This window comes from Pectobacterium sp. CHL-2024, from assembly GCF_044751765.1.
In the GTDB taxonomy this organism is placed as follows: Bacteria; Pseudomonadota; Gammaproteobacteria; order Enterobacterales; family Enterobacteriaceae; genus Pectobacterium; species Pectobacterium brasiliense.
Genome location: NZ_JBIXKO010000001.1, coordinates 645,733 through 664,065, shown reverse-complemented (window position 1 = coordinate 664,065; position 18,333 = coordinate 645,733). Strand labels below are relative to the sequence as shown.

The window sequence follows — 18,333 nt, the reverse complement described above, 5'->3', positions numbered from 1 at the left end:
TTTACCTCCTTACAGGTCCCAAAGGAAATATCCGCCTGGAATAGGTTCTTATAGGCAGATATGAAAAAAACAATATTCATCGTGCTTGCCGCCACCTTATTTTCCGGTGCGGTCACGTAAAATCAGCTGGCTACTGAGCACCAGCACCAGCGACAGAATGAGCAAAATCGTTGCCAGCGCGTTAACTTCCGGGGAAACGCCGACCTTCACCATCGAGTAAATCTTCAACGGCAGAATCTCATACGCGGGCCCGGTGACAAACGAGGACACCACCACGTCATCCATCGACAGCGTAAAGCTGAGCAGCCAACTGGCGGCTACTGCCGGCATGGCCAGCGGCAGAATGATTTTGCGTAGAATAATCACTTCGCTGGCACCTAAATCGCGCGCGGCTTCCAACATCCGCACGTCAAAGCCTTTCAGGCGCGAATAGACGGTCACTACCACAAACGGCAGGCAGAACGTGATATGGGAAAACAGCAGTGACCAGAATCCGAGCGAGATGCCCAGCAGCATGAAGAGCACCAGCAGCGAAATCGCCATCACGATATCCGGCGACATCATCACCACGAACAGCATGCCGCCGACAAAGGGCTTACCGCGAAAGCGGTAGCGATACAGTGCCACGGCCGTCAGGGAGCCAATCAGCGTGGCGAACGTCGCCGAGAAAACGGCCATCGTCAGTGAGTGCTGCGCGGCCTGGAGCAGGCTGTCGTTGTTGATCAGCAGACGATACCAGTCCAGCGTAAATCCCTGCCAGTTGATGCCGAAACGCGCCTGATTAAACGAATTCACGATCAGAATGATGATCGGGATGTACAGGTAAGCGTAAATGATGGACATAAATCCACCGCGGATTAAGCGTCCGGTCATTCCAGCTCTCCCTTTTTATTCAGCAGGCGGGCCGTGCGGTAGTAGATAAACAGCAGCACGCCCATGACCAGCGTCAGGCAGATGCTGGTGGCCGCACCAAACGGCCAGTCGCGGATATTGAGGAACTGGCTTTTAATGACGTTACCGATCAGCAAATTCTTGGCACCGCCCATCAGATCGGCAACGAAGAACAATCCCATAGCAGGCAGCAGCACCAGCAGGCAGCCGGCGATAATCCCCGGCATGGTCAGCGGGATCACCACGCGAATGAAGGTTTGCCATTTATTGGCCCCCAGATCGCGGGCGGCCTCAAGGTAGGATTTATCGAGCTTCTCAATGCTGGAGTAGAGCGGTAGCACCATGAACGGCAGCAGGATATAAATCAGGCCGAGAATCACCGCTTCGGAGGTGTACATAATCCGCAGCGGCGTATCAATCAGGCCCGTCCAGAGCAGAAATTCATTCAGATGGCCGCGTGTACTCAGAAAGATTTTCAGCCCGTAAATGCGGATTAGCGAGTTGGTCCAAAACGGCACAATCAGCAGAAACAGCATCAGTGGCTGAATTTTTTTCGGTAAGCGCGCCAGAATAAACGCAAACGGATAGCCCAGCAGCAGACAGCAGAGCGTGGCGATAACCGCCATGTTCAGCGAATGCAGTAGCACAGAGGCATAAAGCGGATCGGCCAGTCGCGTATAGTTTTCCAGCGTAAAGACCAGGCTGACGAAATGGGTGTCATCGCGCGTCAGAAAACTGGTTCCGATAATCATCAGGTTGGGCAGGAAAACAAACAGCACCAGCCAGGCAACGATGAGTGTGATAATGATATTTTGAAAGCGTTTACGCGACTTCTTCATCGTGCAGGACTACCTCCCAACTTTCCACCCAGGTGACGTCTACTTTCTGGTTGAGTGAATGGTCGAAGTCGGGATCGTCTTCGTTAAAGAACTCGCTGACCATGACCATCTTGCCGTTTTCCAGCTCAATGTTGGATTCCAGCGTCATGCCTTTATAGTTGCGCTCGCGCACGTAGCCCACCATGCCCTCCGCCTGCATGCCGTCGCCCAGTTCTTCGACGCGTAAATCTTCCGGCCGCAGTAGTACGTTAAGATGTTGGCCGACGTTGACCGGAAAGCTGACGGTGATAACGCATTCATGGCCTTCGACCTGAGCGCGTACCCGCTGTTCGTCCAACTGCTCCAGCACTACGGCATCAAAGATATTGATTTCACCGATAAAGCTGGCGACGAACAGGTTTTTCGGCTCTTCGTAGATTTCACGCGGCGTACCGTCTTGCTCGATGCGTCCATCGCGCATCACGACGATGCGGTCAGACATGGTCAGTGCTTCTTCCTGATCGTGTGTGACGAAAATAAAGGTGATACCCAGCTTACGTTGCAGTGCCTTCAGTTCGTTCTGCATCTGCTTACGCAGCTTATAATCGAGCGCGGACAGGGATTCATCCAGCAACAGAACTTTTGGCTGATTGACAACGGCGCGGGCGATGGCTACGCGCTGCTGCTGGCCGCCGGAAAGCTGGTGCGGGCGACGCTGTGCCAGCTCCTCCAACTGCACCATTTTCAGCGCGTCAATCACGCGTGGCGCAATCTCCGCGGCAGGCGTTTTCTGCATGCGCAGGCCGAATGCCACGTTCTCAAACACGCTGAGATGAGGAAACAGGGCGTAACTTTGAAATACGGTATTAACGTGCCGTTGCTCGGCGGGCTGGTGGGTAATGTCTTGCTTTTCCAGCATGACGTTGCCGCTATCGACCGTTTCCAGGCCGGCAATCAGACGTAGTACGGTGGTTTTGCCGCAGCCGGATGGCCCGAGGATCGTCAGAAACTCACCGTTATTAATGGTGAGATTAAAATGTGAAATGATGTCTTTGCCATCAAAGCCTTTATGGACGTTGAGCAATTCAACGACCGGCACAGTCAGGGAGTTTTCTTTCATTAAGGTCTAGCTCTATGTCCTGATTTGGCCGATTAACGGTATGTCCGTTGCGATCGTACCAAGGGTTATCACCTTTCAGCCAGCGTGCGCAGTTAAGGGCGGCATTTTACGGGAAACGCTGCCTGACGCCAACTTGTGTGACCCACTTACTGCGGATTGATGGCAATTAAGCTAATGAATGAGGGAGTATGTTTCCTGATTGTTACCTGATTTGGGCATTCTTCGTGACGTGGTCGCCGCTTTTTGGCCTGAATTCTGGTCTGCTGGTTTGTTAAATCGGAAAAAAACTGACCTGACGCAATATTTACCGTGGTAGCCCTATCCATAATGCCTTTCAGGGTTCAGGGGGCATAAATAAGATGGATAAATTACTCGACAGATTTTTGAATTACGTTTCGTTTGATACACAGTCTAAGTCCGGCGTTCGGCAGGTGCCGAGCACCGACGGTCAGTTGAAACTGGCGCGTGCGTTGCAGCAGGAACTGCTCGAACTGGGGTTTGAGCAAGTCGCGCTGAGCAAGCAGGGCTGCCTGATGGCGACGCTCCCTGCAAACGTTGCCTGGCCCGTTCCGGCCATCGGCTTTATTTCACATATGGATACGTCACCGGACTTTAGCGGCAAGAATGTTAATCCGCAGATTCTGGAAAACTACCGCGGCGGCGATATTGCCTTGGGCGTAGGGGATGAAGTGCTGTCACCCGTGATGTTCCCGGTGTTACACCAATTACTGGGGCACACGCTGATTACCACAGACGGTAAAACGCTGCTGGGGGCGGATGATAAAGCGGGGATCGCGGAAATTATTACCGCGCTGGTGCGTCTGAAGGCAAGCCAGTTACCGCACGGCGATATTCGTATTGCCTTTACGCCGGATGAAGAAATTGGCAAGGGCGCGCAATTTTTTGATGTCAAAGCGTTTAACGCACAGTGGGCCTATACCGTGGACGGCGGTGGTGTCGGCGAGTTGGAGTATGAGAATTTTAATGCCGCATCGGTTCAGGTGAAAATTGTGGGCAACAATGTGCATCCCGGCAGCGCCAAAGGCGTGATGGTGAATGCGCTGACGTTGGCTTCTCGCTATCACCAGCAGGTGCCAGAGAGTCAATCGCCGGAGCAGACGGACGGCTATCAGGGGTTCTATCATCTTCACACCATGAAAGGCTCTGTGGAGCGCGCAGACTTGCATTACATCGTCCGCGATTTTGACCGCAACGGCTTTGAACAGCGCAAACAGACGATGCTGGATATTGCGGAAAAGGTCGGCGCGGGGCTGCACCCGGATTGCTACATTGAAGTCACGATTACCGATACCTATTACAACATGCGTGAGCAGGTTGAGCAGCATCCGCACATTATTGCGTTGGCGCAGCAGGCGATGCGGGATTGTGACATTGAGCCGAATATGAAGCCGATTCGCGGCGGCACCGACGGCGCTCACCTGTCATTTCAAGGACTACCGTGCCCGAATTTGTTTACCGGCGGCTACAACTATCATGGCAAACATGAATTTGTCACGCTGGAAGGCATGGAAAAAGCGGTGTCTGTGATTATGCGCATTGCCGAGCTGACGGCGCTGCGCGCGAAGCCGTAAGCGTTGCCATTTTGCAGAGATAAAGAAGGCGGGACATTCCCGCCTTATCTTTGTACTACCCCGTATTCAAGATCGGTCTTAATCCGCGAAATACCAGTAACCGCTGTTAATCAGAACGGTAAGCTGTGCGAGGAAAGAAGGATCTTCCAGCGCGTCGCCCAGCAGTTCTGCACCAATAGCAGGATGCTCAGCCAGCGCAAACAGCGCCTCCTTGTGCGTACTGTTCACTTTTTCCCCGTTAACGAAGCAGCTATCGCCAACGCAGATGACCCGCAGGCCGCCTAAACGACGCAGTGGCTCACCCTGTTGCAGATATTCATACACTTCGCCTGCCTGATAAGGTGGCTCCGGTGGTGAGAGATCGAGCTCGTGACGGGACTGGGAAATAAATTCGCCAAACCAGTTCTGGAAATGCTCCGGCTGCTGCACCAGCTCCAGCATCATTTTTTGCAGCGCATCCAGCTCTTGCGGCAGTACGCTGGCGATATGATCGCGGGATGGAACATCAGGGTCGCTGTAGCGATAGCTGCCGAGTTCACGGGAAAGGACATAATCCGCAAAGCCGCTGACCAGCTCGCGAGCATTCGGCGCACGGAAACCCACCGAGTAGTTCAGCGAGTTTTCCAGCGAATAGCCTTCGTGCGGGAAACCCGGTGGAATATAGATGATATCGCCCGGCTCCAGCTCCTCATCAATAATGGCGTCAAACGGCTCGACCTGAAGCAGATCAGGATGCGGACAGTGCTGCTTCATCGGTATTTTTTCACCGATGCGCCAGCGGCGACGTCCCGTTCCCTGAATAATGAAAACATCATACTGATCCAGATGTGGCCCTACGCCACCGCCGGGAACGGAAAATGAAATCATCAAATCATCGGTGCGCCAGTCCGGCAGTTGTCGAAAGGGCTGCATCAAGGCAGAAGAGGGCTCATGCCAGTGATCGACGGCCTGCACCAGCAGCGACCAGTTACTTTCCCCCAGATGATCGTAGCTCTCGAAGGGACCGTGGCTTACCTGCCAGCGTCCGTTCTGATGGCTCACCAGACGGCTATCTACCTCGTTTTCTAACGCCAGGCCGGCGAGCTCGTCGGGTGAAATCGGGTCGATAAAATGCGTGAAGCCGCCTTTAATCAGGAGCGGACGTTTTTGCCAGTAGTTCGCTAAAAAATCCTGCCAGTCGAGATTGAGCTGATAGTCCATACTGTTTTCCAGAAACTTGTTTTTTTGAGGAAATGACTGTTCTTGAAGATATGATTTTCCGTGAAATAATCAGTATTTTAAAACAATCAGTATTTTGGCGATAAGTATAGCGGAAGCATCGCGCGCTGTACTGTCTTTCACCCCTCATTCTGGCTCAGGTTCTGGCGGGAGAAAATAGCTTCGACTCGGGCACCGCCCAGTGCGCTGTCGCTGATGAGGATCTCACCCTGATACTGTTCGATAATTTCGACCGCAACGGCAAGGCCGATACCTTGTCCGGGACGCATACGGTCGGCGCGTTGCCCACGCAGGAAAATCATTTCGCGCTTACTCTCGTGGATGCCGGGGCCGTCGTCATCAATAATCAGATGTAACTTGTGATCGGAGTATTGCACGCTAATTTCGACAAATTCCAGACAGTATTTACAGGCGTTATCAAGAATATTGCCCAGGACTTCCATGAAATCATTTTTCTCACCGACGAAGGTCAGCTCGGGTGGAATATCGAGCGTCAACACCACGCCCTTGCGCTGATACACCTTATTTAACGCGGAACACAGGCCATCCAGTAGTGCCGGAACCGAGTGTACTTCACGTATCAGCAGATTATGTTCAGAGCGTACGCTGGCCCGATGCAGGTAATAGCCAATCTGCTGCGAGATACGGCTGATCTGCGACAGCATAATAGGTTCAGCCTGATCGATAGTGATCTCTTTGCCGGTTCGCAGCGCACGTAACGTGGTCTGTAAAACCGCCAGCGGCGTTTTCAAACTGTGGGTAAGGTCGGTGAGCGTTGTACGGTACTTGTGGTAGCGCTGACGTTCGTTATTCAGCAGGATATTCAGGTTTTTCACCAGACTGAACAATTCGCGCGGTGGATTTTCATCCAACTGATCGCGTGTGCCTTTTTCCAGCTCGGCGATCTGTTTTACCAGATGCTGAATAGGACGCAGACTCCAGTGAGCACCCAGCCAAAGCAGGGGAAGCACCAGCAGAAGATTGGCGATCAACACATAACTGAACCATTCCCACACCACGTCTTCCTGCTGGAGTTCCTGCGGGATGCGGTCAACCACGACAATGGTGATGGAAGGGAGATGTTCGGTCTTGGGGTAAACGTTCACGGCGATGGAGTGCGTTAACGCATTGCTATGCGCCCCGTTCAGCGCCCGCAGGCTGCTCAGCAGTAAGGTATTGCCCGTTAATACCGCGCTGCTGGTATCGGTGTCGGTATCCAGCTCGTGATAGGCCGTCTTGCTTAACCATTCTGGATTGATTAGCGCTTCCAGCTCGGGAACGTGTTTTTCGCGCCAGAGCATGTTGCCATATTCGTCGTATATCAACACCAGCGTGGGGAAGTTGATATCGACGTCGGGTGGCGTGACGATATTCAGCTGGTTATCGCGCCACTGCGCAAGGCTGTAGTAGAGGTTACTTTCACCACGCAGCAAACGGAATGAGGTTTTATCAAAGTTGACGCTGTAACCGATAATGGCGACGACGCCATAGGCGAGCGACAGCGCTAGTACGATGGCTGCTGTCGCGAGTAAAAAACGAATACGAAGCGAGAAGGGCAGCTTCTTATCGCTCATGCTGAGCCTGAAGGGGTATCATCAATATCAAAGCGATATCCTTGTCCGCGTACGGTGGTGATCACATCCGGCGCTTCTGCCTGCTGAATTTTCTTGCGTAGCCGTCCCATTAATACGTCGATGGTGTGACTTTCCCGCAGTTCTGCATCGGGGTACAGCTGCAACATCAGCGACTCTTTGCTGACGACTTTGCCTTTATTACGAATCAACGTCTCGATAATCGTGTATTCAAACGCGGTGAGCTTGATCGGGCTGCCGTGGATCAGCAGCTCGCGGCGCGATAAATCGATCTCAAAAGGCGGCAGGCTGATGATTTGCGAGGCCAGCCCGCTGTTGCGCCGCATCAGCGCCTGCAAGCGCGCAACAACTTCTTCCATATGGAACGGCTTGGTTACGTAGTCGTCCGCACCTGCCCCTAGCACCGCAACTTTGTCCTGCCAGCCTTCACGGGCGGTCAGCACCAGAATCGGGAGCTTGACCTGATGGGCACGCCAGCGACGGATCATGCTCATGCCGTCTTCATCGGGTAGCCCGAGGTCGACAATGGCGATATCCGGCATATTTTCATGCAGAAAATAATCCGCTTCTTTGGCGTCAGACGCCGCGTCAACCTGATGCCCCATTTCGTTCATCTGAACGGTTAAATGGTGGCGCAATAATACATTATCTTCAACGACCAGAATTCGCATCGCTATATCCTCTGTCGAATAGATAGAATGATATTTATCAAAATACCTTTATGCACCCTATCTTTCACGTATGTCGCCCCCGCGTATCAACATTATACGCAGAGAACGTTATTTATTTTATTTGTTAAATTATCCACAGGGAGAATAAACCGGGTATAAACAGGCTGGAAATGGTCATACTCGTCATACTTCGAGTTGCATGTGTGTTGGCTACGTTCAGTCACCCGAATCACTTACTTGAGTAAGCTCATCGGGATTCCTTCGCTTGCCGCCTACCTGAAACTCGAATTATTTAGAGTATGGTTAATTAGAGATCTGGCGGGCAGAGCGCCCGCCAGAGAAGGTCACGTTCGGGTTTGAGAACGGTTATTTCAGGTCATCAACCATTGCGATAGCGCGGCCGATATAGTTGGCTGGCGTCATCGCCTTCAGGCGCGTTTTTTCCGCTTCTGGCAACGCCAGGCCATCGATAAATTCCTGAATACCGGCAGCATCAACGCGTTTGCCACGCGTTAGCTCTTTCAGCTTCTCGTATGGCTTTTCAATGCCGTAGCGACGCATCACGGTTTGGATTGGCTCAGCCAACACTTCCCAGTTGTGATCCAGTTCGTCAGCCAGACGATCGCGGTTCACTTCCAGTTTGCTGATGCCTTTCATCGTGGCCTGATACGCAATCAGTGCATAGCCCACGCCGACGCCCAGATTACGCAGCACGGTAGAGTCAGTGAGGTCACGCTGCCAACGGGAAACCGGCAACTTGCTAGCCAGATGCCCCAGAACGGCATTCGCCAGACCCAGGTTGCCTTCCGAGTTTTCGAAGTCAATCGGGTTAACTTTATGCGGCATGGTGGAGGAACCGATTTCGCCAGCAATAGTCTTCTGCTTGAAGTGATTTAGGGCAATGTAGCCCCAAATATCACGGTCAAAGTCGATCAAAATCGTGTTGAAACGCGCGATGCAGTCAAACAGCTCGGCGATGTAATCGTGCGGTTCGATCTGCGTGGTGTACGGGTTCCAGTTGATACCCAGTGAGGTAACAAAACTTTCGCTGAACTGGTGCCAATCCACTTCCGGGTAGGCTGCCAGATGGGCGTTATAGTTACCGACAGCACCATTAATCTTGCCCAGAATCTCAACCTGTTGCAGCTGGCGATACTGGCGGTCCATACGGTAAGCCACGTTAGCAAACTCTTTACCGATAGTGGACGGCGTAGCGGGCTGGCCGTGTGTACGGGAAAGCAGCGGGATATCGCGGTATTCCTGTGCCAGCGTTTTCAGCGCATCAATGATTTGACGCCAGTGCGGCAGGATGACATCGCGGCGAGCGGTATCCAGCATCAACGCATGGGACAGGTTGTTGATGTCTTCTGAAGTACAGGCGAAGTGGATGAATTCGTTGACGGCGTGCAGCGCCGGAATAGCGGCAACTTTCTCTTTCAGGAAGTACTCAACGGCTTTCACGTCGTGGTTGGTCGTGCGCTCGATCGTTTTAATGCGGGCCGCATCCTCTTCACTGAATTCGGCGACAATTTTATCAAGGAAAGCGTTTGCGTCATCGTCAAATGCAGGAACTTCCTGGATCTCTGCACAGGCTGCCAGTTTTTGCAGCCAACGTACTTCAACCTGCACACGGAATTTCAGCAAACCGAATTCGCTGAAAATAGTGCGCAACGTGCTGACTTTATCGCCGTAGCGTCCATCAATAGGGGAAACGGCGGTCAGTGAGGATAATTCCATCGCAAGCAACTCCTGAGATTGGTTTCAATAACGATTAATTTCAATAAAAACGATTAATTTCAGTAAGGACAAATAGTTTTAACAACAATCAATTTCGCGACGCTGGCGTTAATCACATCAGCGCCGCTCATCGCGGCAAGAATACCATCAAACGGATGGGCAACGCGCCAATATCTGTTTTGCTTCTTTAACCAACTTGCCGCGTGAAAGCATCAGCTGTAAGCGTCCACCGCCAATTTGTTGCCAGAGCACCGCAGAGCGGATACCGGCCAGCAGCGCCGCGCGTACTTTAGCCTGCACCTGGCTGTTTTTCAGCACTTCCGGTGAACCGGTAACCTGAATACGCGGCCCCAACGTACTGATGACATCCACATAAATCGCCGCCAGCGCGCTCACAATCGTTTCGGAGAGCAGGTCAAAATGCTCCAGTTGGCGTTCCAACTGCCCGATGCGTTTGCCCAATTCGTCAAGCGCGGCAGACTTCGCATTCAGTTTGCGCTCTAACGCAATCAGGCTGAAAGCGTAGCGTGAGAGTTCCGCGCCCGCGCCTTTGTTGCTGCTGGTATTCAGAATTCCTAACAGCGTTTCCAGCCCAACTTTCAGGTTTTGCTCGTCATTGCCGTAAACGGCCAACGTGGACGCCGGATTGAGATTCAAAACGCTGTTCAGCGAGGTATGCAGCACATCGTTATTACAGCTACCGGTATGGGCCAGTTGCTGGACTACATACGCCGATTGGCAAATGCCCGCTAGCGCCAGCGTAATTTCATAATAGTTCTTAGCCACGGTTACTCCTGTAAGCGTTCTTCAATGATACCGCCGCCAAGGCAAACGTCGTCCAGATAAAAGACGGCGGATTGGCCTGGAGTCACGGCTGCGACAGGCTCATCAAAACGCACGGTAATGCGATCGTCGCCCAGTGGCGTGACGGTGCAGGGGATATCCGCCTGACGATAACGGGTTTTCACCGTACAACGTAATTCAGCGGTGAGCGGTTCACGATCTACCCAGTGTAACTGCTGTGCGATTAAACCGTACGACATCAGGCGAGGGTGTTCGTGACCCTGCGCGACATACAGAATATTGTTGGCGACATCTTTATCTACCACGTACCAAGGGTCTTCGCCGCCGTCTTTAACGCCGCCAATACCCAGACCTTTGCGTTGTCCCAGCGTGTGGTACATCAGCCCTTGATGCTGTCCCATCGGTTTGTTGTCGTCGACGGACAGAATCGGACCCGGCTGTGCGGGCAGGTAGCGCGCCAGAAAATCGGTAAATTTGCGCTCACCGATGAAGCAAATGCCGGTCGAGTCTTTTTTCTTCGCGGTTGCCAGTTCCAGCTCTTCGGCAATTTTACGTACCTGCGGTTTTTCCAGCTCGCCGACCGGGAACAGGCTCTGTGCGATCTGCTCGTGGCTCAGCGTATAAAGAAAATAGCTCTGGTCTTTGTTGCCGTCCATGCCGCGTAGCAAACGGCTCTTGCCGTCAACGTCGTGACGACGGACATAGTGGCCTGTCGCGATGTAGTCTGCCCCGAGATCCTCGGCGGCGAATTCCAGGAAGGCTTTAAATTTGATTTCTTTATTGCACAGGATATCGGGGTTGGGGGTACGGCCCGCTTTGTATTCTTCAAGGAAGAGTTCAAACACGTTGTCCCAATATTCAGCGGCAAAGTTGACGGTATGTAATTCGATACCCAGCTTGTCGCAAACGGCCTGCGCATCGGCAAGATCGGTGGCCGCTGAGCAATACTCTGTGTCGTCATCCTCTTCCCAGTTCTTCATGAACAGGCCTTCAACATGATAGCCCTGTTGCTGTAACAGGTAAGCGGAAACGGAGGAATCAACACCGCCGGACATACCGACAATCACTTTTTTCTGGCTGTTATCTGACATGGAAGTCTCACGAACTGAAATTTACTGACGCATTGATGCGAAAAACAAGCGGCATATTTTAGCATGTTGAGCCGAGGGCTGCATCGCTATTCCTGCCGCGTAGTGGTCAGGCCATTCACGGCAGGGTTATAAACAGACCTCTGTCTAAAAAGGCCAGTTGAACGCGCCTAGTACGGATAACGGATAGCGTTCTTGCTGCTGATAGCAGCGAATACTTTCGGCCACCAGTGGTGAACGAAGCTGGCGCGAATGCAGAATTTCCTCGGCGGTCAGCCAGCGGCAGCATTCGATATCGCTGTCGTGCGGCTGGGTGTCGACCCGCGCAGGCAGATCGAGCGCGAAGCAAAAGCGTAAAAACGGCGTGTTGTCGGGGGCGATCCACTGGTGCAGACGCAAGAAACTCTGCGGTGTGGCCTGAATGCCCGTTTCTTCCCACAGTTCACGGCTTGCAGCCTGAATCAGCGTCTCGTCGGCTTCCAGATGGCCCGCGGGCTGGTTCCACAATAATTTATCGTTAATTAGCTCTTCGACGACCAGAAAATGGTTTTCGGCCTGTACCACACAGGCGACTGTCACATGGGGTTTAAACATCCATTATCTCCTTCCATTCTCCGGGTAACAGGTTTTCTACGGTTTGATTGGCCATGCCGTATCGAATCAGACGCAAGGTAGGATACCCGATATTTGCCGTCATACGACGGACTTGCCGATTACGGCCTTCATGTAGCGTGATTTTTAACCAGCAGTCGGGAATGCTTTTACGCTCGCGAATAGGGGGATTACGCGGCCACAACCAGCTGGGTTCCGGTACGATCTCCGCACCGGCGGGCAGTGTTTTGCCGTCATTCAGATCTAAACCCGTACGAAAGCGCGTCAGTACGGCGTCGTCAGGAATACCTTCGACCTGAACATAGTAAATTTTGGCCGTTTTTTGCGCTGGTTGGGTCAGTCGAGCCTGAAGTTTGCCGTCATTGGTGAGAATCATCAGGCCTTCGCTGTCGCGATCCAGACGCCCGGCGGCATAAATACCGCTAATCGGAATATAGTCTTTCAGCGTGCGGCGCCCGGCTTCATCAGTGAATTGCGGCAGGACATCGAAGGGTTTATTGAACAAAACGATGCGGCGCGGCGCATTGTCAGGCTGCCTTTTTCTTGCCGGCTGTGAGCTGAATCGTTTAACTTTGTGATTTTTAACAGAGAATTTATTCATCATCTTTATAGTCGCGGATAACAAAAGCATTATACTCAAATGGTTTGCGATTGGCGCGGGCTAAATATTCAAGTAGTATTGACACGCATCTTACAAGTCATTAACAAAATTGCGCTCGAAGGAGAGGTTAATGGAAAGCAAAGTAGTTGTACCGACAGAAGGTCAGAAAATCACGGTTGACGCTCAAGGCAAACTGGTTGTTCCAAACAATCCGGTCATTCCGTTTATCGAAGGTGACGGCATCGGTATCGATGTAACGCCAGCCATGATCAACGTCGTTGACGCCGCCGTGAAGAAAGCCTATCAGGGCAAGCGCGCGATTTCCTGGATGGAAATCTATACGGGTGAAAAATCCACGCAAGTCTACGGTAAAGATGTTTGGCTGCCGGAAGAAACACTGGATTTGATCCGTGAATACCGTGTGGCAATTAAGGGCCCGCTGACAACGCCAGTCGGTGGTGGTATTCGTTCTCTGAACGTTGCACTGCGCCAACAGTTGGATCTGTATGTTTGCCTGCGTCCGGTACGCTACTACGAAGGTACACCTAGCCCGGTTAAACAGCCTGAGCTGACCGACATGGTGATCTTCCGCGAAAACGCCGAAGACATCTATGCAGGTATCGAGTGGAAAGCGGGTTCTGCTGAAGCAGACAAAGTGATCAAATTCCTGCGTGAAGAAATGGGCGTTAACAAAATCCGTTTCCCTGAGCAGTGTGGTATCGGCGTGAAGCCGTGTTCCGAAGAAGGCACCAAACGTCTGGTTCGCGCTGCTATCGAATACGCGATCACCAACGACCGTGATTCCGTCACGCTGGTGCACAAAGGCAACATCATGAAATTCACCGAAGGCGCGTTCAAAGACTGGGGATACCAGTTGGCGCGTGAAGAATTCGGCGGTGAGCTGATCGATGGCGGCCCATGGGTGAAAATCAAGAACCCGAACACCGGCAAAGAGATCGTGGTAAAAGACGTGATCGCCGATGCGTTCCTGCAACAAATCCTGCTGCGTCCTGCTGAATACGATGTGATTGCCTGTATGAATCTGAACGGTGACTACATTTCTGATGCCCTGGCTGCACAGGTCGGCGGTATCGGTATTGCTCCGGGCGCGAACATCGGTGACGAATGTGCACTGTTTGAAGCCACGCACGGTACTGCACCGAAATATGCGGGTCAGGACAAAGTGAACCCAGGTTCCGTTATTCTGTCTGCTGAAATGATGTTACGCCACCTTCAATGGTTCGAAGCGGCTGACCTGATTATTAAGGGCGTTGAAGGCGCGATCAAGAACAAGACCGTGACTTACGATTTCGAACGTCTGATGGAAGGCGCTAAGCTGCGTAAATGTAGCGAGTTCGCGCAAGACATCATCGACAATATGTAATCTGCTATTCAGCGCAGATGAAAATCAGGGGCCAATTTGGCCCCTTTTTCTTTACGAATGACCAATGTTCTGTGCATTGGGGATGAGCCGGAAATACATGTGTTCGGGAATCGGGCTGTCCCAGCCGCCGATGTACATCGCAAAGCCGATCATGCCGAAAAGGATGCCAAGCACCAGTAGCGTCATCGTAATACCGGACAATGCCGTTTGTCGCCATAGCGGTTTGGTTGTTTCGCTGCTTTTTTCCTGTGAACCCGAGGGTTTCGTCAGTGAGAAATAAAGCGTTGAGGATACCGGGCAGGATTCGACGCAGGTCATACAGGCCGTGCATTCCGCGGTTCTCACCTGAATCAGCTTATCTACAGGAATGTTAGATGGGCAGGCCTTGGCGCACTTGCCGCAATCGATACAGCTGGTGGCGTTGCGACGGATCTTGAAGGGCGACAGCAGCGAAAATACCCCCAAGAGTGCACCGTAGGGACAAAGGTAGCGGCACCAAAAATGGCGGACGAACAGGCTGACAAACGTAAAAAGAAAAACGCAGACTAACGTGATGGTGCCAATATTGCGGAAGAAGCCGAGCATTTTGACGTCGGCGATCAAACCATAGGGCGAGATCAGGAACATATAAATGCCCTGTGCTGGCATTGATAAGGCGATATAGAGGAAAAAGCCTAATAGCAAATATTTCAGGCTACGCAGTGGAATATCCAGCCACTTAGGAAGAATGAAATGGCGGCCAAATATTTTTTTCCCCACAGCTCCGACCCACTCGGAAATTGTGCCGATAGGGCACAGCCAAGAGCAGAACGATTTCTTCAGCAACAGGCTGGTGAGGACAAATGCGATAAGTAATAGCATTGACGCAAGGTGGATAGGGGGAAAATTACCCGTTTCCCACGTGAACTTCACGTTCATCAATCCGGCAATTGGCAGCCAACCTTCTATGCCGCCTGGCCTCGACATATAAAGACTCGTGCCGCCAGTTTCAAAGTAGCGTACCCAAAAATAGAAGGTGATGCCGATATAAACGTTGATTGCCAATAGCATAATTTGCGTTGCTCTGCGCCAGGTCAGGGCGTTGCGCCAGTCATTCCAGGGAAGTTTACCGCCAGTGGTTCCGGGGCGGCGTTGCCACCGCTTTCTTGCTTTCTCACTCATTGCTCTCAATTGCCCCCATTTATTTTTTTCACTCGGCGCTTTCAATACGTCGAAGGGATCGTGGGGCAACGTTATCACGCTCGGAATGGTTAAAAATTGATTTGTGCATTGTAAATGCATGTTTGTGGTTTTTTTAGCTGATTGATTTGAATAAGAAGAGAGGCAAGAGTGCAGAAGGGCGATTTTTTCTAAGAGAAAAATGAGAGATATAAAAAAGAATGGATACGTAAACGTACCCATTCTATTAATTACCACACGGTATTATCTTTGAATATCTCTGTCATGTTTCAAACTACGTGTTTGGTCCTGCGCCAGCGTATAGGAATACCTTGCTACATTTGTACAATTCTCATGACTTAGGGTATTTTTTATTAAAAGCAAAAGATATAGTTGTTATTAAATGATCTTTTTTATTGTTTTCTTTTAATTATCACCTGGCTTTTTAATTCATGGCTTTTGTATTATGCCTGAGTGTGCTGTTTTGCCTGTAGTTCCTCTTTTCGCATCGTTCTGACAATTTTATAAATCCATTGCAGCGAGACATTATATTTTTTAGCCAGAGCGCTGTGATTGCGCCCGTCAAACTCTTCATAGATTTGAAGATCGCGTTGAGACGCGCGCCAGGAGATTCCCATCGGGAAATAAACGTTTTGCCCGCCCCATACGGTCATCATATGTTTGGCAACGGCATTACCGACCAGCTCAGCGGTTTGTGGATCTAACTCCGTGACGGTTTTGACCGTATCGGCAACGTGTTGAGAAAGCTCGACCAGAAGCTCAGGACCTTTACTGCGAAATTGTGGCTCAGTCATAAATCACCCTATTGTTATGTGTGTTGTTGCTGACGTGAAAACTGGGTTGTTACCTTTGCAGAGACTTCCCTGCTGTTATGTGTCTATTTAAAACTATAGTTGTTTTTATGTCAACATCTTTAGTTTTAATTTAGGTTGTTTTTGGTTGTAAAAAGAAATGACAACGGAAGGGGCTACACACAAAAGAGGCCTGATGAGGGACAAAAAAAATCCCGCCACAGGGCGGGAAAGGAACAACATAGACAGGGTGAATAACACAACATCAACAAGGGTTGGTGAAACAATAGCACGGGGATTGTATAAAACTGTTGCGCGTAGGTAAGGTTACTTGGGCGGGGGTAAACGTTTTTTAGCGCTGAAACGTTTGTTGATAAAGCGGTTACTCACAACCCTTTTCTCGGCATAAAACAAACCGGTGTCCGTATCGGTCCACCGGCTTTGATGAGAAGAAAAGAGAGGGATACCGCGAGTATCGGGCTATAGCAGCACCGAATACCAGAACACGCGGCCAATGATCTCGACGTCAGATTCGTACGCTTCTTCGTCAGTCTCGCGATTGAAGCTATGGATGACGAGAAGGCCGCCCGGCTTGCGGTAAAGTTGTTTGATTCGTTTTAGTTTTTCGTTGCCGCCGCCTTCCTGAGCGATGGCGTAGAGCTTTCCATCAATGATGCGTTTGTTGTTAGTATCAACCGCAACGGTGGTTCCATCAGGAATGATGGGTTCCATACTGTCGCCCGCTGCCGGGAAACAAAGAACGCCTGAACCGTCCGTATTTGCACCCACCTTACGCAGCGTCGCTTTGGAGAAACGGAGCTTAAAGCCGTTGTAATCCTCACTTTGAATGCGTCCGTCGCCGCAAGCAAACTCAATATCCTTTAAAAAGGGCACTTCCACCTCGTCCTCTGATAGTTCTGTTGTGCTGTCCCAAGCTGATACGGTGCCCCATTCGGATTTTGGCGGAATGCTGGGTTCCTGGAGTGAGCGAGTGACTTCGCTGCTACGCATTGGGTCTTCGCCGTTTGCCAGCCATTCAGGGCGAACATGTAGTGCATTGGAAAGCTCAACAATCTTGGTTGTCTGCGACGCTTTCCCCACCTCAATCTTCTGTATGGCGGCCTGAGATACGCCAATCATGTCGCCAAGTGCTTTTTGGCTAAGCCCTTGTGCAGTTCTGGCGGTCTTTAATCGTTCTGCAAGTGTCGTTTTCATCCGTTCAATGTACAACCTAGGTTGTCATTTATCAAGTGGGTATTAATCTTGTTTAAAAAAAGCCACCGCCGTGTGTCATTAGTACGTGTAATAATTGCGCATAAATACAACTTGATATACGACTTAAGTTGTTAGTTTATGGTGCTAATCCTGCATGACTGGATGAGATAACGTCGGCATCCCTAAGCGCTATCGCTCAATTATCAAAAACCCTAATAAGTATCAGTCAGTCATAGTATCGTCTTATTCCACCCCCTGATTTGCTTTAAACGTGTGAGTCACTTGATCTAAATCACAATCTGGCCGTATGCATTTTGCTTTTATGGAAATCCCGCTGTGGGAAATATAACCAATAAATTCGTTTCATTAAGCATACGCATGACTGCGTGTCGCGGAGGATGTATGTCTGTAATTCGCACGTGTTTAAGTCTGTTTGGTGGTGATACGGTAATTGTTCGGTGTACAAATACATTTGAAGTGCAAATGAGCAGTAGCGAACAGGAAACCATGACTGAAGAGAATAGTGCTACGCAGGATTCTATTTGCCGTCATGCGGAAGGTGAAGTGTATTTAACGGTGCCTTATACCGGGATTTGGGATGTCGTGATCCGAGCAAAAAACGATACACCTGAGCATTCAATAACCTATTTTCCTGCCTGATGACACTCTGGTTGGTTATATTCTGTTAATAACTTGATAATACGTTGTCGTTATCCGGTCATGAGTACTTGAATATACCAACCTTTCCCTTCCTTTTCTTCCCTCATTGCTCAACGTTGTGAGTGCGTCGGTATCTTTCTATTTCGCTTTTCATCTATTATCTTAATTGATGCTTCCACTTGTTATTATTAATGATTCGCAGGGGTGATAGAGTCTGGATCTTTTGCCATACTCATACTCAGCCACCATGCATCTTGGCAAGATAGGGTACTTTGTTTGCTAACGTTTGGCTTGCTGTTCTTATCGTGCTCATTGCTGCAACATTTTGGATTTATAGCTAAATTTTTGTCTAATCTGAAC

At 50.8% G+C, this 18,333-nt stretch carries 17 protein-coding genes; 3 read left to right on the top strand and 14 right to left on the bottom strand.

Translation table 11 applies throughout. The annotated features are described in order from the left end of the window. Positions 1–96: 96 nt before the first annotated feature. Genes potC through potA form a run of 3 tightly spaced genes read right to left on the bottom strand, consistent with a single transcriptional unit; the run spans position 97 to position 2,829 of the window. Entirely contained in the window at positions 97–873 is a 777-nt protein-coding gene (gene potC / locus ACIPUG_RS02965; protein ID WP_039277487.1) for a spermidine/putrescine ABC transporter permease PotC, read from the bottom strand. Continuing rightward, positions 870–1,730, bottom strand: a complete 861-nt coding sequence (potB, locus tag ACIPUG_RS02960) for a spermidine/putrescine ABC transporter permease PotB (RefSeq protein ID WP_014915241.1) — start codon at positions 1,728–1,730, stop codon at positions 870–872. The genes potC and potB overlap by 4 nt, the downstream gene beginning before the upstream one ends. After that, positions 1,714–2,829: a spermidine/putrescine ABC transporter ATP-binding protein PotA gene (potA, locus tag ACIPUG_RS02955; RefSeq protein WP_110162979.1), complete on the bottom strand. Its 1,116-nt coding sequence runs from the start codon at positions 2,827–2,829 to the stop codon at positions 1,714–1,716. The genes potB and potA overlap by 17 nt, the downstream gene beginning before the upstream one ends. Positions 2,830–3,188: 359 nt before the next feature. Between potA and pepT the strand changes: the two genes are divergently transcribed. Next, the gene (pepT, locus tag ACIPUG_RS02950) at positions 3,189–4,421 is read left to right on the top strand and encodes a peptidase T (RefSeq protein ID WP_040031989.1); all 1,233 of its coding nucleotides are present in this window, start codon (positions 3,189–3,191) and stop codon (positions 4,419–4,421) included. Between the two features lie 78 nt (positions 4,422–4,499). Here the strand turns inward: pepT and ACIPUG_RS02945 are convergent, their stop codons facing one another. From ACIPUG_RS02945 to rluE, 8 genes are all read right to left on the bottom strand, one after another. Continuing rightward, a complete protein-coding gene (locus tag ACIPUG_RS02945; protein WP_400337234.1) occupies positions 4,500–5,621 on the bottom strand; it encodes a JmjC domain-containing protein in 1,122 nt (373 codons plus the stop codon). Between the two features lie 137 nt (positions 5,622–5,758). Continuing rightward, a complete protein-coding gene (gene phoQ, locus ACIPUG_RS02940) occupies positions 5,759–7,213 on the bottom strand; it encodes a two-component system sensor histidine kinase PhoQ (RefSeq protein ID WP_039469185.1) in 1,455 nt (484 codons plus the stop codon). After that, positions 7,210–7,902 (bottom strand): two-component system response regulator PhoP, encoded by a 693-nt coding sequence (gene phoP / locus ACIPUG_RS02935; protein ID WP_014915246.1) that lies wholly within the window; start codon positions 7,900–7,902, stop codon positions 7,210–7,212. The genes phoQ and phoP overlap by 4 nt, the downstream gene beginning before the upstream one ends. A gap of 366 nt (positions 7,903–8,268) precedes the next feature. Next, positions 8,269–9,639 carry an adenylosuccinate lyase gene (gene purB / locus ACIPUG_RS02930; RefSeq protein WP_400337231.1) on the bottom strand — a complete coding sequence of 457 codons (1,371 nt, stop codon included), beginning with the start codon at positions 9,637–9,639 and terminating at the stop codon, positions 8,269–8,271. Between the two features lie 147 nt (positions 9,640–9,786). Then, on the bottom strand, positions 9,787–10,425 hold the full coding sequence (gene hflD, locus ACIPUG_RS02925) for a high frequency lysogenization protein HflD (RefSeq protein ID WP_039286741.1): 639 nt from the start codon (positions 10,423–10,425) through the stop codon (positions 9,787–9,789). A gap of 2 nt (positions 10,426–10,427) precedes the next feature. Next, positions 10,428–11,534, bottom strand: coding sequence for a tRNA 2-thiouridine(34) synthase MnmA (gene mnmA / locus ACIPUG_RS02920; RefSeq protein WP_014915248.1), 1,107 nt, complete (start codon positions 11,532–11,534; stop codon positions 10,428–10,430). 144 nt (positions 11,535–11,678) lie between these two features. Further along, positions 11,679–12,125 carry an NUDIX hydrolase gene (locus tag ACIPUG_RS02915; RefSeq protein WP_014915249.1) on the bottom strand — a complete coding sequence of 149 codons (447 nt, stop codon included), beginning with the start codon at positions 12,123–12,125 and terminating at the stop codon, positions 11,679–11,681. Continuing rightward, positions 12,118–12,744, bottom strand: a complete 627-nt coding sequence (gene rluE, locus ACIPUG_RS02910; protein ID WP_400337579.1) for a 23S rRNA pseudouridine(2457) synthase RluE — start codon at positions 12,742–12,744, stop codon at positions 12,118–12,120. The genes ACIPUG_RS02915 and rluE overlap by 8 nt, the downstream gene beginning before the upstream one ends. A 130-nt stretch (positions 12,745–12,874) precedes the next feature. Between rluE and icd the strand changes: the two genes are divergently transcribed. Next, positions 12,875–14,128 carry an NADP-dependent isocitrate dehydrogenase gene (gene icd / locus ACIPUG_RS02905; protein ID WP_400337228.1) on the top strand — a complete coding sequence of 418 codons (1,254 nt, stop codon included), beginning with the start codon at positions 12,875–12,877 and terminating at the stop codon, positions 14,126–14,128. Positions 14,129–14,179: 51 nt separating this feature from the next. Here the strand turns inward: icd and ACIPUG_RS02900 are convergent, their stop codons facing one another. From ACIPUG_RS02900 to ACIPUG_RS02890, 3 genes are all read right to left on the bottom strand, one after another. Then, positions 14,180–15,289, bottom strand: coding sequence for a 4Fe-4S binding protein (locus tag ACIPUG_RS02900; protein WP_400337577.1), 1,110 nt, complete (start codon positions 15,287–15,289; stop codon positions 14,180–14,182). A 461-nt stretch (positions 15,290–15,750) separates the two neighbouring features. Then, a complete protein-coding gene (locus tag ACIPUG_RS02895) occupies positions 15,751–16,101 on the bottom strand; it encodes a Mor transcription activator family protein (RefSeq protein WP_010275738.1) in 351 nt (116 codons plus the stop codon). Between the two features lie 477 nt (positions 16,102–16,578). Next, the gene (locus ACIPUG_RS02890) at positions 16,579–17,313 is read right to left on the bottom strand and encodes a helix-turn-helix transcriptional regulator (RefSeq protein ID WP_039273354.1); all 735 of its coding nucleotides are present in this window, start codon (positions 17,311–17,313) and stop codon (positions 16,579–16,581) included. Positions 17,314–17,715: 402 nt separating this feature from the next. Here ACIPUG_RS02890 and ACIPUG_RS02885 point away from each other — a divergent pair, with 402 nt between their 5' ends. After that, on the top strand, positions 17,716–17,973 hold the full coding sequence (locus ACIPUG_RS02885; RefSeq protein ID WP_039514724.1) for a hypothetical protein: 258 nt from the start codon (positions 17,716–17,718) through the stop codon (positions 17,971–17,973). Positions 17,974–18,333: the final 360 nt, after the last annotated feature.

Coding starts and splice junctions, on each gene's coding strand:
- icd (WP_400337228.1), top strand. CDS start 12,875: ATGGAAAGCAAAGTAGTTGTACCGACAGAAGGTCAGAAAATCACGGTT.
- potC (WP_039277487.1), bottom strand. CDS start 873: ATGACCGGACGCTTAATCCGCGGTGGATTTATGTCCATCATTTACGCT.
- ACIPUG_RS02900 (WP_400337577.1), bottom strand. CDS start 15,289: ATGAGTGAGAAAGCAAGAAAGCGGTGGCAACGCCGCCCCGGAACCACT.
- pepT (WP_040031989.1), top strand. CDS start 3,189: ATGGATAAATTACTCGACAGATTTTTGAATTACGTTTCGTTTGATACA.
- purB (WP_400337231.1), bottom strand. CDS start 9,639: ATGGAATTATCCTCACTGACCGCCGTTTCCCCTATTGATGGACGCTAC.
- ACIPUG_RS02895 (WP_010275738.1), bottom strand. CDS start 16,101: ATGACTGAGCCACAATTTCGCAGTAAAGGTCCTGAGCTTCTGGTCGAG.
- phoQ (WP_039469185.1), bottom strand. CDS start 7,213: ATGAGCGATAAGAAGCTGCCCTTCTCGCTTCGTATTCGTTTTTTACTC.
- rluE (WP_400337579.1), bottom strand. CDS start 12,744: ATGAATAAATTCTCTGTTAAAAATCACAAAGTTAAACGATTCAGCTCA.
- potA (WP_110162979.1), bottom strand. CDS start 2,829: ATGAAAGAAAACTCCCTGACTGTGCCGGTCGTTGAATTGCTCAACGTC.
- mnmA (WP_014915248.1), bottom strand. CDS start 11,534: ATGTCAGATAACAGCCAGAAAAAAGTGATTGTCGGTATGTCCGGCGGT.
- ACIPUG_RS02890 (WP_039273354.1), bottom strand. CDS start 17,313: ATGAAAACGACACTTGCAGAACGATTAAAGACCGCCAGAACTGCACAA.
- ACIPUG_RS02945 (WP_400337234.1), bottom strand. CDS start 5,621: ATGGACTATCAGCTCAATCTCGACTGGCAGGATTTTTTAGCGAACTAC.
- ACIPUG_RS02915 (WP_014915249.1), bottom strand. CDS start 12,125: ATGTTTAAACCCCATGTGACAGTCGCCTGTGTGGTACAGGCCGAAAAC.
- phoP (WP_014915246.1), bottom strand. CDS start 7,902: ATGCGAATTCTGGTCGTTGAAGATAATGTATTATTGCGCCACCATTTA.
- potB (WP_014915241.1), bottom strand. CDS start 1,730: ATGAAGAAGTCGCGTAAACGCTTTCAAAATATCATTATCACACTCATC.
- ACIPUG_RS02885 (WP_039514724.1), top strand. CDS start 17,716: ATGTCTGTAATTCGCACGTGTTTAAGTCTGTTTGGTGGTGATACGGTA.